Source organism: Brevundimonas sp., from assembly GCF_035627055.1.
Taxonomy (GTDB): Bacteria; Pseudomonadota; Alphaproteobacteria; order Caulobacterales; family Caulobacteraceae; genus Brevundimonas.
In genome coordinates this window covers 44,197-59,408 of sequence record NZ_DASPMM010000028.1, presented here as the reverse complement: position 1 = coordinate 59,408, position 15,212 = coordinate 44,197, and the positions used below count along the sequence as shown (strand labels likewise).

Annotated in this window: 15 protein-coding genes; 13 read left to right on the top strand and 2 right to left on the bottom strand. The window is 69.0% G+C overall.

What is annotated here, in order from left to right; genetic code table 11:
• Nucleotides 1-227 precede the first annotated feature (227 nt).
• A complete protein-coding gene (gene nhaA / locus VEA98_RS15135; RefSeq protein WP_324816243.1) occupies nt 228-1,436 on the bottom strand; it encodes a Na+/H+ antiporter NhaA in 1,209 nt (402 codons plus the stop codon).
• Nucleotides 1,437-1,625: 189 nt separating this feature from the next.
• Between nhaA and VEA98_RS15130 the strand changes: the two genes are divergently transcribed.
• The 9 genes from VEA98_RS15130 to VEA98_RS15090 all read left to right on the top strand — a co-directional run bounded on the left by VEA98_RS15130 (nt 1,626) and on the right by VEA98_RS15090 (nt 12,150).
• Nucleotides 1,626-3,029: a protein adenylyltransferase SelO gene (locus VEA98_RS15130; RefSeq protein WP_324816240.1), complete on the top strand. Its 1,404-nt coding sequence runs from the start codon at nt 1,626-1,628 to the stop codon at nt 3,027-3,029.
• A 335-nt stretch (nt 3,030-3,364) separates the two neighbouring features.
• On the top strand, nt 3,365-3,787 hold the full coding sequence (locus VEA98_RS15125) for a DoxX family protein (protein ID WP_324816236.1): 423 nt from the start codon (nt 3,365-3,367) through the stop codon (nt 3,785-3,787).
• Nucleotides 3,788-3,885: 98 nt separating this feature from the next.
• Entirely contained in the window at nt 3,886-4,608 is a 723-nt protein-coding gene (locus tag VEA98_RS15120; RefSeq protein ID WP_324816233.1) for a DUF4386 family protein, read from the top strand.
• Between the two features lie 57 nt (nt 4,609-4,665).
• Nucleotides 4,666-5,151 carry a MerR family DNA-binding transcriptional regulator gene (locus tag VEA98_RS15115; protein WP_324816230.1) on the top strand — a complete coding sequence of 162 codons (486 nt, stop codon included), beginning with the start codon at nt 4,666-4,668 and terminating at the stop codon, nt 5,149-5,151.
• A gap of 4 nt (nt 5,152-5,155) precedes the next feature.
• Nucleotides 5,156-6,940 carry an acyl-CoA dehydrogenase C-terminal domain-containing protein gene (locus tag VEA98_RS15110; protein WP_324816228.1) on the top strand — a complete coding sequence of 595 codons (1,785 nt, stop codon included), beginning with the start codon at nt 5,156-5,158 and terminating at the stop codon, nt 6,938-6,940.
• Nucleotides 6,941-7,107: 167 nt separating this feature from the next.
• On the top strand, nt 7,108-8,271 hold the full coding sequence (locus VEA98_RS15105; RefSeq protein ID WP_324816225.1) for an acyl-CoA dehydrogenase family protein: 1,164 nt from the start codon (nt 7,108-7,110) through the stop codon (nt 8,269-8,271).
• Between the two features lie 16 nt (nt 8,272-8,287).
• Nucleotides 8,288-9,019: a 16S rRNA (uracil(1498)-N(3))-methyltransferase gene (locus VEA98_RS15100; RefSeq protein WP_324816223.1), complete on the top strand. Its 732-nt coding sequence runs from the start codon at nt 8,288-8,290 to the stop codon at nt 9,017-9,019.
• Nucleotides 9,020-9,116: 97 nt separating this feature from the next.
• Nucleotides 9,117-10,478 (top strand): glutamate--cysteine ligase, encoded by a 1,362-nt coding sequence (locus VEA98_RS15095; RefSeq protein WP_324816220.1) that lies wholly within the window; start codon nt 9,117-9,119, stop codon nt 10,476-10,478.
• 67 nt (nt 10,479-10,545) lie between these two features.
• Nucleotides 10,546-12,150, top strand: a complete 1,605-nt coding sequence (locus VEA98_RS15090; protein WP_324816218.1) for a PAS domain-containing hybrid sensor histidine kinase/response regulator — start codon at nt 10,546-10,548, stop codon at nt 12,148-12,150.
• 9 nt (nt 12,151-12,159) lie between these two features.
• Here the strand turns inward: VEA98_RS15090 and VEA98_RS15085 are convergent, their stop codons facing one another.
• Complete coding sequence (locus VEA98_RS15085) at nt 12,160-12,456, bottom strand: CC_3452 family protein (RefSeq protein WP_324816215.1); 297 nt, start codon at nt 12,454-12,456, stop codon at nt 12,160-12,162.
• A gap of 143 nt (nt 12,457-12,599) precedes the next feature.
• Here VEA98_RS15085 and VEA98_RS15080 point away from each other — a divergent pair, with 143 nt between their 5' ends.
• Genes VEA98_RS15080 through VEA98_RS15065 form a run of 4 tightly spaced genes read left to right on the top strand, consistent with a single transcriptional unit; the run spans nt 12,600 to nt 15,178 of the window.
• On the top strand, nt 12,600-13,178 hold the full coding sequence (locus tag VEA98_RS15080; RefSeq protein WP_324816213.1) for a TetR/AcrR family transcriptional regulator: 579 nt from the start codon (nt 12,600-12,602) through the stop codon (nt 13,176-13,178).
• A gap of 52 nt (nt 13,179-13,230) precedes the next feature.
• On the top strand, nt 13,231-14,046 hold the full coding sequence (locus VEA98_RS15075; protein WP_324816211.1) for a lysozyme inhibitor LprI family protein: 816 nt from the start codon (nt 13,231-13,233) through the stop codon (nt 14,044-14,046).
• Between the two features lie 11 nt (nt 14,047-14,057).
• Complete coding sequence (locus tag VEA98_RS15070) at nt 14,058-14,810, top strand: DUF72 domain-containing protein (RefSeq protein ID WP_324816209.1); 753 nt, start codon at nt 14,058-14,060, stop codon at nt 14,808-14,810.
• The gene (locus VEA98_RS15065) at nt 14,807-15,178 is read left to right on the top strand and encodes a GFA family protein (RefSeq protein ID WP_324816207.1); all 372 of its coding nucleotides are present in this window, start codon (nt 14,807-14,809) and stop codon (nt 15,176-15,178) included. Before VEA98_RS15070 ends, VEA98_RS15065 begins: the two co-directional genes overlap by 4 nt.
• Nucleotides 15,179-15,212 lie beyond the last annotated feature (34 nt).

The following is a 15,212-nucleotide window of genomic DNA, read 5'->3' as shown; positions in this document are numbered from 1 at the left end:
CCCGACGTTGGCCGGGGGTCCCGCGATGTACGGGGGCGCCGCGGCGTTTCCTGATCCCTGTTCCACGCCCTTCTTGCGGAGCGCGGAAACTCCACCATTCGGGGTAATCCAAGCCGGACTCCGCCACAAGCATCGGGGGGCGGGCCGGCCTCATTTCGGCCGCGCCCAAAGCCTGACTGTGACGCAAAAGCGACAGAAACGGATGACGCTAGGTCAATATTCGCCCACTATTGGGCAGTATCCGCGGCCTCGTCGGCCAAATCATTGCGCCGTCGGGCAGCAATCGCGAGGAAGGCGGCGCCGACGACCGCGGATATGAGCGAGCCGCCGAGCACGCCCAGCTTGACCTCGATCTGCTGCGGCGAGTCGATGGCTCCGGGAAAGGCCAGCACGCCGATGAACAGGCTCATGGTGAAGCCGACGCCGCACAGCAGGCAGACGCCGTAGAGCTCGGCCCAGGTCGAGCCGGTGGGGCGGCGTCCGATCTTCAGGGCCGAGGCCAGCCAGGCCGCGCCGAACACGCCGAGCTGCTTGCCGACGAACAGGCCCAGGGCGACGCCGACGACCAGAGGGGCGAAGGCCTGTTCGAGCGTCAGGCCGCCGAAGCCGACCCCCGCCTTGGCGAAGGCGAACAGCGGCAGGATCAGATAGGCGACCCAGGGGTGAAGATCGTGCATCGCCTCCTTGAGCGGGCTCTGATGATCGCTGCGGTTGTCGACGGGCACGATGGCGGCGAAGGCCACGGCGGTCAGGGACGTCGACAGGCCGGAGAGCACGGTCAGGTACCAGACCAGCGCGAAGCCCAGCACCCAGAAGGGAGCCGGGATCTTGCCGAACCGGGCCGCGGCGCCGCCGGCGAGCAGCAGGGCCGCGATCCAGACCAGCGGCAGCCAGGCGACGCCGCTCGAGAACAGCACGGCGATGAGGGCGATGGCCCCGAGGTCGTCGACGATGGCCAGGGTCAGCAGGAAGACCCGCAGCGAGGACGGCAGGCCGCGGGCGGCCACCGCAAACACGGCCAGGGCGAAGGCGATGTCGGTGGCCAGCGGGATGGGCCAGCCCTGGTGGGGGCCGCCCAGCAGGCCCGAGATCGCCAGGTAGACCAGCGCCGGGGCGATCATGCCGCCGAGCGCCGCCAGAACCGGGGTCGCCAGCTTCTTCGGATCGCTGAGTTCGCCCTTGAGGATCTCGTATTTGATCTCCAGCCCGACGACGAGGAAGAAGACCGCCATCAGGCCTTCCTTGATCCATTCGGAGATCGACAGCTCGAGCAGCAGCGGTCCGACCTGAACCACGTGCTCGCTCTTCAGCCAGCCGAAATAGGCGCCGGCGAGGGGAGAGTTGGCGATGATCAGGGCCGCCAGGGCGGCGATGCCGAGCACCGCGCCGGAGGCGGCCTCGGTCCTGAGGAAATCGAGAGTGATCCTGCGCGCCACGGCGGCCTCCTGAGATGAAAGGTCTGTCGTGGCGCCCGGTTATCGACGGGCGCCGGACCGGGTTCGCGCCGCGCCGGCCCGACCGGGCGCGGGGCCCGGCCTGATCTCTGCGCTCTACAATACGGTCGGGGCGCGGACGTTCAACCCGTGACGGTTGCCCTTCGGCGCCGCAGGCCGCATCTGGCGGTCATGCCTCCCTCCCCCGCCTACCGCCCCGAGCCGCGCTTCTTCGATCTGGGGGAGGACTATGGCGACGCCGTGCGGGCGGCGGCGTTCCCGCAGACCATCCTGCGCTTCCGCAACGACCGGGCGGCGGCGACGGTCGGGCTGGAGGCCCTGACCGACGCGGAATGGATCGCCCATTTCGGCCGCTTCGAGCCCCTGCCCGGCCAGCCCGGGCCGGTGGCGATGCGCTATCACGGGCATCAGTTCCGCACCTACAACCCGGACCTCGGCGACGGGCGGGGGTTCCTGGCGGCGCAGATGCGGGCGGCGGACGGCCGGTTGCTCGACCTGGCCACCAAGGGTTCCGGCCAAACGCCGTGGTCGCGCGGGGCGGACGGGCGGCTGACGCTGAAGGGCGGGGTGCGCGAGGTGCTGGCGGCGGAGATGCTGGAGGCGCTGGGCGTCCCGACCAGCCGGGCCTTCAGCCTGATCGAGACGGGCGAGGCGCTGGAGCGGGGCGACGAGCCGTCGCCGACCCGCTCGGCCGTGCTGGTGCGGCTGTCGCACAGCCACATCCGCTTCGGCACCTTCCAGCGGGCGGCCTATATCGGGCGACCGGACATGATCGAGGCCCTGGTCGAGCACGCCCGGGCGCTCTACCACCCGGCCGTCGCGGCGGGGGACACGCCCGGATTCCTGCGCGCCGTGGTCGAGGCCTCGGCGCGGCTGGCGGCGCGGTGGATCGCCGCCGGCTTCGTGCACGGGGTGCTGAACACCGACAATCTGAACGTCACCGGCGAGAGCTTCGACTACGGGCCGTGGCGATTCCTGCCGCATTACGAGCCGGGCTTCACGGCGGCCTATTTCGACCAGTTCGGCCTGTACGCCTTCGCGCGGCAGCCCGAGGCGGTGTTCTGGGCCCTGGCCCAGCTGGGCGGGGCGCTGAAGACGGTGGCGGACGCGGAGCCGCTGACCGAGGCGCTGAACGGGTTCGGCCCGGCCTATATCCGCGAGCTGCGCGCCGCCTTCCTGGCGCGGCTGGGGGTGCAATCCCTCGGCGAGGCGGCGGACCAGAGGCTGCTGGACACGACGCTGGCCCTGCTGCGCGAGGGCGGCGAGGCGCTGCGCTGGGAGCCGCTGTTCTTCGACTGGTTCGGCGGCTTCGCCTCCTCGGCGCGGGCGCTCGGCGGGCCGCGGGGCAAGCTGTACCAGGGCGAGGCCTTCGACGCCTTCCGCTTCGCCCTGTTCGAGCATGAGCCCGATCGGCCCGAGCGGCTGGAGCACCCGATGTTCGCCGCATCGGATCCGGAGGAAATGCTGATCGACGAGGTCGAGGCGATCTGGGCGGCCATCGATGCGAGCGACGACTGGGGGCCGTTCGAGGCGAAGGTGGCGCGGGTGCGGGCGGCGGGGGAAGCGAGGGGTTAGGCAGGAGGCAGCAGGCAGCAGGCAGCAGGATGCCGGACCTTGCCTGCATCGCACAGCGTCGGCAGTGGGATGCCTGCCGGGCCAATTCCGTCCCTGTTGCCTGCTGCCTGCCGCCTGCTGCCTGCTGCCTGTTCCTGCCGCCTCTTAAGACGCCTGAAACCGGCGCCGCATTACAGAGATTTATGAATACGGCCACGCTTTGGCCGTGGGGCTCTCGCAGAAAGCGGTCACGGATGGTTACGGTCTCGCTTCGCGCCCTTGCGGACAGGCTTGTGCGATCCGACATCGCCACTGTTGCCAATCAAAAGAGCGCCTCTCCCCGGGCGTCCCATAAAATGACTTCTCAGACTCTCTCCCCCGCCCGCTCGCGCCTCGCGGCGAGCTACCGCAACCTGACGCTCTGGACGCTGCAGGGCTGGCTGGCGATGTTCTTCATCGCCGCCGGCTACGCCAAGCTGACCGAGCCGATGGCCAATCTGATCGACCTGATGAAATGGCCGGCCCTGGCGCCCGAGAACATGGTGCGCGGCCTCGGCGTCGCCGAGATCATCCTCGCCGTGCTGGTGCTGGCGCCGCTGGTGTCGTGGAAGCACGGCCGCCCGCTGCTGGTCACCGCCGCCGCCGGCCTGCTGGCGCTGGAGACGATCATGCTGGCGTTGCACGCGCTCGGGCTCGAGGCCGGCCTGGCGCTGACCAACCTGGTGCTGATCGGGATCACGGCCCCGGTGCTGTGGTATCGGGCGCGGGAAGTGCGCTGACGCGCCGGCCGCAATTGAGGCCCGTTCGCGCTGTCCGAGAAAAGGAAGTGTTTCGCCGATCAACGTTATGGTCCACGCTATCCTCTTGAGGGGGCGGCATGGATCAGTCGAACGGGTCGAGCACGACGCGGCGCATCGGAATCGCGCTGATCCTGTTCGCGATAGGGTTCAATCTTCCCTATGCGTGGCTTGCATCCACGTTCGACTACCCGGCGATCCTGCGCAGCCCGCCGGGGCTGGTTCTCGAGGCCTTCGCCGCTGGCGGGCCCTCGCTCATCCTGACCTGGGCCGCCTTCGCCCTCGCCGCCTTGTTGTTGGCGCCCATGGCGGTCGCCGTCAGCGCCGTCACCCGGCGCAGCGGCGGGGCGTCCTCGGCCATCGCCTCGATCGGCGTCGCCGCCGGGGTCACCCAGGCGATCGGACTGTGCCGATGGGTCTATGCCGTGCCCGGCCTCGCCGCCCAATGGGAGGCCGCCGCCGATCCGGCCGTCCGTGCGTCGATCGAGACGACCTTCACCACCCTGCATCAGTTCGCCGGTGTCGGGATCGGAGAGGCGATCGGCCAGTCGTTGACGGCCTTCTGGTTGATCGGCGTCGGGTTCGAACAACTCAGGCATCCACGATTCGGCGGCCTGGTCGGCGGCCTCGGCCTGATTGGCGGCGCCGTCCTGCTGCTTGGCCTCGCCGAGGGGCTCGCCACTGTTATCGGCTTCGATCCGGGCCTTCTCGGGCTTTCCGGCGTGGCCGGCTTCCTCATCCTCACCGTCTGGATGATCTGGACCGGGATTCTCTGCGTCCTGAGGCCCGCCGTGACTTCCTGAGCGCGAAGCCCAATCCTTCCCTTTACGTGCACGTAAAGATCGGCTTATCTGGCGGGCATGGCGACCGCCGACGATCATCGCACCTATTCGATCCGCCAGCTGTGCCGCGAGTTCGGGGCGACGGCGCGGGCGCTGAGGTTCTACGAGGACAAGGGGCTGCTGACGCCCGCCCGCAAGGGTCAGACGCGGGTCTATGACGCGCGCGACCGGGCGCGGCTGAAGCTGATCCTGCGGGGACGCCGCATCGGCTTCTCGCTGCAGGAGATCCAGGAGATGCTGGATCTCTACGACCACGACAACCACAACGCCCACCAGATGGCCGTCGCCCTGCGCCGCCACCGGGCCCAGATCGCCGCGCTGAAGCAGCAGCGCGAAGACCTCGACGCCGCCATCGAGACCGCCGAGGAAGCCTGCGCCGTGATGGAGCGCAAGCTGGCCGAGCACCGGCCCGACCTGCTGCCCGGGGCCGAGGAATACGCGAACCTGCTGAAGTCGCGCCTCAACCCGGACCACACCGTCCAGCCCTTCAAAGCGAGAGCGTAACTCCATGGCCTACAAGGCGCCTGTCCGCGACCTGACGTTCGTCCTGAACGAGGTGCTGGAGATCGACCGCTATTCCAACCAGCCCGGGTTCGCCGACGTGTCGTCCGAACTGGTCGGCCAGATCCTCGAGGAAGGCGCCAAATTCGCCGAGGAGGTCATCGCCCCGCTGAACCGGGTCGGCGATCTGGAAGGCTGCAAATGGGAGAACGGCAAGGTCACCGGCCCGACCGGCTGGAAGGAGGCCTATCAGCAGATGGTCGCCGCGGGCTGGCCCGGCCTGAGCTCCGATCCGGAATACGGCGGCCAGGGCATGCCTTCGATCGTCGGCATGGCCTTCGGCCAGATGACCGCCGCCGCCTCGGCCGCCTTTTCGATGTACCCGGGCCTGACGCACGGCTGCTACGAGGCGCTGCACGCCAACGGCTCCGACGAGCAGAAGAAGACCTATCTGCCCAAGCTGGCCACCGGCGAGTGGGGCGGGACGATGAACCTGACCGAGCCGCAGTGCGGCACCGATCTGGGCATGATCCGCACCAAGGCGGTTCCGAACGGCGACGGCAGCTATTCGATCACCGGCCAGAAGATCTGGATCAGCTCGGGCGAGCACGACTTCACCGACAACATCATCCATCTGGTGCTGGCCCGGATCGAGGGGGCGCCGGCGGGGATCAAGGGCATCAGCCTGTTCGTCGTGCCGAAATTCTTCGTCACCGAAGACGGCGGCGTGGGCGAGCGCAACGAAGGCGTCGGCTGCGCCGGGCTCGAGCACAAGATGGGCATCCATGGCAACGCCACCTGCGTCATGGCCTATGACGGGGCCAGGGGCTGGCTGGTGGGCCAGGAGAACAAGGGCATGGCGGCGATGTTCGTCATGATGAACGAGGCCCGGCTCGGCACAGGCCTGCAGGGTCTGTCGATCGGCACCGCGGCCTATCAGGCGGCGGCGGAGTTCGCCAAGGACCGGCTGCAGGGCCGCTCGCTGACCGGGCCGAAGAACCCGGACGGCCCGGCCGATCCGATCATCGTCCACCCCGACGTGCGCCGCATGCTGATGGAGGCCAGGGCCTTCGTCGAAGGCGGCCAGGCCTTCATCCTGTGGACCGCGCTGCAGGCCGACCTGCAGCGGTCGGAAGACGAGGCGGTGGCGACCAAGGCCCGCGACTACATGGGCCTGATCACGCCGGTGCTGAAAGCCTATCTGACTGACAAGGGCTTCCACGCCGCCTCGCTGGCCATGCAGGTGCACGGCGGCAGCGGCTACACCGAGCATTTCCCGGCCAGCCAGTATCTGCGCGATGCGCGGATCACCATGATCTACGAGGGCGCCAACGGCATCCAGGCGCTGGATCTGGTCGGGCGCAAGCTGCCGGCCAACGGCGGGCGGGCGATCATGACCTGGTTCGCCGAGATCGACGCCTTCACCGCCGAACACGGCGCCAACGACTCGGTGAAGCCGTTCATCGATGGCCTGACCGACGCCAAGAAGAAGCTGCAGGAGGCCACCATGTGGCTGATGCAGAACGGCATGCAGAACCCGGACAACGCGGGCGCGGCCTCGACCGATTACCTGAACATCTTCGGCCTGACGGCGCTGGCCTACGTCTGGGCCCAGATGGCGCTGGCGGCGCAGAAGGCGGTGGACGGGGGATCGAGCGATCCTTTCTACGCCCACAAGCTGGCAACCGGCCGGTATTTCGTGGAGCGCATCCTGCCCGACGCGGGGGCGCATCTGGCCAAGCTGAAGACCGGCGCGGAGGTGCTGATGGCGCTGCCGGCCGAGGCGTTCTGACACTGCGCTGAGTTCTCCCTCCCCGTTCGGGGAGGGTGGTCGGCGCGTCAGCGACGACCAGGTGGGAACGGCTCGGCGACGCCGCGCCTGTCTCGCCCAGCCGCCCCCACCCGGCCGCTTCGCGGCCCCCCTCCCCGGGACGGGGAGGGAGATATTCGAGTGAGCCCATGAACGTCCTCAACGTCCCCGAGCCCGACTTCATGCAGGAGGAGGAGATCATCCTCTTCTCCGACTCCGTCGGCAAATGGATCGACGAGCATGCGTCCCCGGAAGCGGTGCAGTCGTGGATCGCCAATTCGTCGGCGCCGCGCGAGCTGTGGACCCAAGCGGGCGAGGCGGGGCTGCTGGGGCTGTCGATGCCGGAGGAGTACGGCGGGATCGGCGGCGATTACCGGCACGAGGTGGTGCTGATGCGCCAGCTGGGCTGGAAGGGCGCGGACCATTTCGGCATCAGCCTGCACAACGCCATCGTCGCCCCGTACATCTGGCACTACGGCACGGAAGAGCAGAAGGCGCGCTGGCTGCCGCGGCTGGCCTCGGGCGAGCTGGTCGGGGCCATCGCCATGACCGAGCCGGGGGCCGGGAGCGACCTACAGGGGGTCAAGACTACCGCCATCAAACAGGGCAATGGGTATGTGGTGAACGGGTCCAAGACCTTCATCACCAACGGACAGCTGGCGAACTTCGTCATCGTCGTGGCCAAGACGGATCCGTCCGAGGGGGCCAAGGGCACCTCGCTGATCGTGGTCGAAACCGACGGGGCGGAGGGCTTCGAGCGGGGGCGGAACCTGCACAAGATCGGCATGGAGGGGAACGACACCTCCGAGCTGTTCTTCAACGACGTGAAGGTCCCCGGCGAGAACATCATCGGCGGCGGCGAGGGCCAGGGCTTCATCCAGCTGATGCAGCAGCTGCCGCAGGAGCGGCTGAACATCGCCATCCAGGGCGTGGCGGCGGCGGAGCGCGGGCTGCAGGAGACGCTGGCCTACGTCAAGGAGCGCAAGGCGTTCGGCAAGCGGGTGATCGACTTCCAGAACACCCAGTTCAAGCTGGCCGAGGTGAAGACCAAGCTGACCGTGGCCAAGGTGTTCGTCGATCACTGCCTGGGGCTGCATCTGCAGGGCAGGCTGGACGCGGCAACGGCCTCGATGGCCAAATACTGGGTCACCGACATCCAGGGCGAGGTCATCGACGAGATGCTGCAGCTGCACGGCGGCTACGGCTATATGAACGAATATCCGATCGCCCAGCTGTACAAGGATGCGCGGGTGCAGCGCATCTACGGCGGCACCAACGAGATCATGAAGCTCTTGATCGCGCGGACGCTCTGAGCCCACACAGGCGGTCATGATCCGCCTGCACGTTCCCCAGCCCCTGTCCGCCGGCGCGGCGGTCCTGCCGACGCTCGACCAGTCGCGCTATCTGACGCAGGTGATGCGGCTGAAGGCGGGGGATGCCCTGCTGGTGTTCAACGGCGCGGATGGCGAGTGGCGCTGCACCATCGCTGAGGTGCTCAAGAAGGGCGTGGTGCTGAAGGCGGAGGAGCAGGTCCGGGCGCAGGACGCCGGGCCGGACGTGCATCTGCTGATCGCGGTGGTGAAGAAGGCGGCGCTGGAGTTCGCGGTGGAGAAGGCCACGGAGCTCGGGGCGGCGCGGATCGGGCTGGTGACGACGCGGCGGACGCAGGGCGACCGGGTGCGGATGGACCGGCTGGAGGCCATCGCAGTCGAAAGCGCCGAGCAGACCGGGCGGCTGGACGTGCCGGCGATCGACCTGCCGGTGAAGCTGGAGGCGCTGCTGGACGGCTGGGACGCAGGCGCGGACTCCGGGCGGCGGCTGATGTTCTGCGACGAGACGGGCGGCGAACCGGCGATGACGGCGCTGGCCGAGGCGGGGGGAGGACCCTGGGCCATCCTGATCGGGCCGGAAGGCGGGTTCGCGCCGGAGGAACGGGAACGGCTGAGGGCCCTGCCCTTCACCACGGCGGTGTCGCTGGGGCCGCGGGTGTTGCGGGCGGACACCGCGGCGACGGCGGCGCTGACGCTGTGGCAGGCCGCGGTCGGCGACTGGGAACGATAGGCCCAAGGCGCGCTTATCGATAGCGGAGCAGAATGGGGCTTGAGCGGGGCCGTCGGCCCGCCCATCTAGCGGCGACACAGGGGCATTGAACCACCGCATGGCTGACGCCGAACCGCTGACCCGCGAAGACCTGATCGGCGCCATGTCGAAGGGGTCCAAGCCCAAGTCCGAATGGCGCATCGGCGCCGAGCACGAGAAATTCGGCTTCGACAGGTCCACCCTGCGCCGACCGGAGTACGACGGGCCGAACGGCATCAAGGCGATGCTGGAGGGGCTGACCCGGTTCGGCTGGCGGCAGGTGTACGAGGGCGACCACGTCATCGCCCTCGAGCGGGAGAACGCCGAGGGCTTCACCGCCTCGATCTCGCTGGAGCCGGGCGGGCAGTTCGAACTGTCGGGCGCGCCGCTGCTGGACGTGCACGAGATCTGCAACGAGACCGGCCAGCACCTGATGGAGGTCAAGCAGGTCGCCGACCAGCTGAACCTCGGCTTCCTCGGGGCCGGGTTCGATCCGCTGTGGCGGCGGGAGGACGTGCCGGTCATGCCCAAGGGCCGCTACGACATCATGCGGGCCTATATGCCCAAGCGCGGCTCGCTGGGCCTCGACATGATGCTGAGGACCTGCACCATCCAGGCCAACCTCGACTTCGACGGCGAGGCGGACATGGTGGCCAAGTTCCGCACCTCGCTGGCGCTGCAGCCCATCGCCACCGCCCTGTTCGCCTGTTCGCCGTTCACGGAAGGGCGGCCGAACGGCTTCCTCTCGGCCCGCGCCAATGTCTGGACCGACACCGATCCGGACCGAACCGGCATGCTGGATTTCGTGTTTCGCGACGGCTTCGGCTTCGAGGCCTATGCCGACTATGCGCTGGACGTGCCGATGTATTTCGCCAAGCGCGACGGGCGGTATGTCGACCTGTCGGGCCAGTCGTTCCGCGCCTTCATGGAGGGCCGGCTGGACGCCCTGCCCGGCGAGCGGGCCAACGCCAAGGACTGGGCCGACCACCTGACCACGCTGTTTCCCGAGGTGCGGCTGAAGTCGTATCTGGAGATGCGCGGGGCCGACGGCGGTCCGTGGAGCCGCATCTGCGCCCTGCCCGCGCTGTGGGCCGGCATTCTGTACGACGCGCCGTCGCTGGCGGCGGCCTGGGACCTGGTCAAGGACTGGGACATTGCGGACCACGAGCGGTTGCGCCGGGACGTCACCCGTCTGGGTCTGAAGGCCGAGGTGGCGGGACGATCGGTGCGCGACGTGGCGGTCGACCTGATCGACATCGCCAGGCACGGGCTGAAGAACCGGGCCCGTTTCTCGGGCGGCATGGTCGACGAGCGCGGCTATCTGTCGGAGCTGGAGGACATCGCCGACAGCGGGATCACCCCGGCCGACCGGCTGCTGGAGTTGTATCACGGCGACTGGGATGGCGACGTGGCCCGAATATATCGGGACTTCGCCTACTGAAACGCAATGCGGTCTTAACCGGAACGGGGTATGGCTGAGCTCTCAGGGGCGGGAGGCGGTCACCAGCATGAGTTGCAGCGCGCCGGCCGCCCTGTTCGACGACGCCGGCGGCGCGCAGGTCGACGGCGATGACGCCGAACTCGCCCGCTTCTTCGATGTTTCGCTAGACCTGCTGGTCATCCGCGATCTGGATGGCCGGATCGTCCGCGTCAGCCAGTCGTGGCAGCCGGCTCTGGGCTATTCCCCCGAGGAGCTGCAGGGGACCATCCTGCTGCGCCTGGTGCATCCCGAGGACCTGCCGGCGACGCAGAACGGGGTGCTGGAGGTGGAGAACCGCCAGGCCGACGACCCGGTCGTCGGTCAGATCAATCGCTATCGCCACAAGGACGGGCACTACCGGACGCTCGAATGGCGGGCGCAGCGATTCGGCGACCGCATCTACGGCGTGGCCCGGGACGTCACCGACCGGATGGCGGCGGAACAGGCGCTGCGCGACGCCAAGGCCGCGGCGGAGGCGGCCAACCAGGCCAAGTCCGACTTCCTGGCCAATATGAGCCATGAAATCCGCACCCCGCTGAACGGGGTGATCGGTATCGTCGACGCCCTTTCCCGGACGCCGCTGTCCGACGACCAGACCGAAATGGTCGGTCTGATCCGCAGCTCCGGAGTCACCCTGGAGCGGCTGGTGTCGGACATTCTCGACGTCTCCAAGATCGAGGCCGGGCAGCTGGACCTCGAGTGCCGTCCGTTCGATCTGGAGGAGGCGCTGGAGCCGCTGGCGGTGATGCGGGCCCGGGCCGAAGACAAGGGGCTGACGTTCCATGTGCGGCGCTCGCCGGAAGCACGGGGCGTCTTCCTGGGCGACAGCACGCGCATCCGGCAGGTGCTGGGCAACCTGCTGTCCAACGCGGTCAAATTCACCGCCGAGGGGTCGGTCTCGGTCTCTGTCGAGGTCTGGTCGGACGATCCGGAAGGCCGGGGCGACGCGCATCACCTTGCGCTCACGGTCGAGGACACCGGGGTCGGTTTCGGCTCGGCCCACGCCGCGCGGCTGTTCGACCGCTTCAACCAGGCCGACAGCACCATCACCCGCCGCTTCGGAGGCACCGGGCTGGGCCTGTCCATCTGCCGGTCGCTGGTCGAGATGATGGACGGGCATATCGAGGCCCGCTCCACGCCGGGCGCGGGCAGCCGGTTCCGCTTCGTCCTGCCGCTGCGGCGGGCCGTGAGCCTGGCCGAGTATGACGCCAGAAAACCCGAGGAGGCGGTGCTGGCCTCGCCGGAGGCGGGACGGGCCCTGCGCGTGCTGCTGGCCGAGGACCACCCGACCAACCAGCGCGTCGTCCAGCTGATCCTCGCCAGCCAGGGCGCGGTGGTGGTGGTCGCCGGCGACGGAGCCCAGGCCGTGGCGGCCTTCGAGTCCGGGGTCTTCGACGTTGTCCTGATGGACATGCAGATGCCGGTCATGGACGGGCTGAGCGCCACACGCGCCATCCGGGCCCACGAAACGGCGACGCCGGAACGACCCCGCACGCCGGTGGTCATGCTGAGCGCCAACGCCATGGCCGAACACCGCGACGACTCCCTCGCCGCCGGAGCCGACAGCCACCTCGCCAAGCCGATCACGGCGGCCAGCCTGCTGGCCGGCATCGAGGCCGTGATCGGAACCTGACGTCCGACGTCAGCCGGCGGCCGCGTTGCAGCGGGCCAGTTCGGCCCCGGTCAGGGCCACGCCGCCCCGCTCGTACCGGGTGACGGCGCCGAAGCGGGCGACGAAGCGGCGGCACTCGCGCAACACCGGCTGGGACGCGCCGGAGCCGCGGGCGACGCAGACGCCGTCGGGGCCACAGGCCCAGGAACGGCCGTCAAGAACGACGCGACGCGCCTCGCCCGGGGCCGCAAGGACAGCGGCGGCGTCGAGCATCGGCGCGGGCTGGGCGACGGCGAGGGCCGCGGTCATCAGGGTCATGAGAAGCATGGGAGCCTCCTGGCTCATCTGGGGCTGTTCATTGCGGGCGGTTCGTGCGAAAGTGACCGACCGTGCACATATGAGTGACCACTCGGTCACTTTGAGTCAATACAAAAGTGACCGCATGATCACTTTTGTTCCGGAGAAGCCCCATGCCGCCCAAAGGCGCCGCCACCCACGCCCGGCTGATCGACGAGGCGATGACGCAGGTCACCGTGCGCGGCCTCGCCGCCGTCAGCCTGCAGGACGTGGCCGGCGCGGCGGGGGTGTCGAAGAGCGCGGTGCTGAAGCATTTCCAGTCCAAGGAGGCGCTGCAGGCCGAGGTGGTCGATGCGATGATCGAGCGCTTCACCGAGGCGGTGTGGCGCCCGGCCGAGCCCCTGCCCGCCGGGCGGGAGCGGCTGGACCGCATCTTCCAGGGCGAGTTGGACTGGATCGACGGCGAGGACCGGCCCGGAGGCTGTCCGCTGAAGGCGGCGGCCATGGAGCTGGACGACCAGCCGGGTCCGCTGCGCGACACGCTGAAGGCCAGCCAGGTGCGCTGGGCGAAGGTGCTGAAGCGCGAGTTCCGGACGCTGAATCCGAACGCCGACGACGCCACGCTGGAGGTGCTGGTGTTCCAGTTCAAGGGCATCGTCCTGGCCTACGGCCATTCGCGCCGGCTGCTGGACGACGAGACGGCGCGGGCGCAGGCGACCGCGGCCTACCGGATGCTGGTCGGGGCGGCTTGATCGGCAAGCGTCACCGGCGGATGGTGGCGATCGCCTGCCGCCGGAGACCTCAATGCGCTTCATGACCCTGACGCCGATCCTGCTCCGCCTGGCGCTGCCGCTGGCGGTGAGTCTCGCCGGCCTCGCCGCCACGGGGCCAGCCCGGGCCCAGAGCTTCGACTGCGAGGCGGCGTTCGAGCGGGTGGAGGTGATGATCTGCACCGACGACGCGCTGGGCGCGCTGGACTACGAGATGAACGAGGCGTGGAGCGATACCATCGACATGGCCGCGGATCCGGCCGCGCTGATGCGGTCGCAACGGGCCTGGCTGCGCACCCGCAACGCCTGCCCGGACAGCGCCTGCGTCGCCGCGGCCTACCGTGCGCGCATTCGCGTGGTGCGGGCCTCTCCGCGGGCGGGGTGGTCGGTCTACCGCAATCCGGCGCTGGGGCTGACGTTCGAATATCTGGCCAACCGCGAGGTGCGCGCCTGCCCGGAGGGATTCGAGCGCTGCGTCTCCCTCCATGGCCGGCTTGGAGGACAGCCCGACCGGCCGCTGATGATGTTCCAGCGCTTTGACGGGCCGCTGGAGGCGGTGGCGCAATCCGAAGCGGGGTTCGAGGCGCGGGACGGCGGCTGGTTCACGACCTACGGCCGCTTCGAACCGCAAGCGGTCGCGCGGTCCCGCAGCCAGGGACTCGAGCGCATGCAGGCGGTGATCACCTGCGGGATCAGTGACGAGAACGGTTTCCACGCCGCCGCCGGCGAATGCTACTGGGGCGTTCTCAGCGACGGCCGCCGCTCGGTCGTGATCACGACGGAGGGCGTCGGCGGGCTCGACGCCGCCACCCGCCACTCGGTCGACACCCTGCAGTTCGTCCAGCCCTGACGGAGCGCTCCATGACCGGAACCATTCGAGTCGGCGTCGGCGGCTGGACCTATGAGCCGTGGCGGGGCGTCTTCTATCCGGAGAACCTGAGCCAGAAGAAGGAGCTGGAGTTCGCCTCGCGGGCGCTGACCAGCATCGAGATCAACGGGACCTATTACTCGACCTTCAAGCCGGACAGCTGGATGAAATGGCGCGACGAGACGCCCCAGGGGTTCGTCTTTTCGGTCAAGGCCAGCCGCTACTGCACCAACCGCAAGGTGCTGTCGGAGATGGGCGAGTCGATGGGGCGGTTCCTCGACCAGGGGCTGACGGCGCTGGGCGACAAGCTGGGGCCGATCAACTGGCAGTTCATGGCCACCAAGAAGTTCGACCCGGAGGATTTCGAGGGCTTTCTGAAGCTGCTGCCGAAGGAGAAGGACGGGGTGCGGCTGCGGCATGCGCTGGAGGTGCGCAACGCCAGTTTCGACACGCCGCAGTTCTTTGATCTGGCGGCGAAATACGGCGTCGCCATCGTCTATGGCGAGGACGAGGAGGCGCCGGAGTGGCCGCGCATCGATCAGCCGACGGCCGACTTCACCTATGCGCGGCTGATGTCGAGCCGCGAGGACGAGCCGACCGGCATGACCTCGGCCGAACTGGACGCCATCGCGGATCGGGCGCGGACCTGGGCGAGACGCGGCGACGTGTTCGCCTACTTCATCGCCGGGGCCAAGGTGCGGAACCCGGCCGCGGCGATGGCGCTGATCGACAAACTGGGGCGATGACCGCACCGGTTCAGGGCAGTTGCCATTGCGGGGCGCAGCGGTTCGCCGCTCCGCCGCCGGCAGAGGTGACCCACTGCAACTGCTCGACCTGCAGCAAGCGAGGGACGGTGGCCGCCTACTATGCGCCCGGGGAGGTGGAGTTCAGCCTGAGCCGGGAAACGCTCGCCAGCTACCAGTGGGGCGACCGGATGATGACCTTCCACCACTGCGTGACCTGCGGCTGCGCGGTCTTCGCCGAGTCCGACGCGTGGACGACGGATGGGGGCGAGGCCCGGCCGGCGCGGATCACGCTCAACGCGCGCCTTTTCGACGACTTCGACCTGGAGGCCGTGCCCGTGCGTCGGGTCGACGGCCGCAACGGCTGGTGATCCTGCGGGTTCAGCCATGCTCACCCCCTCCCCT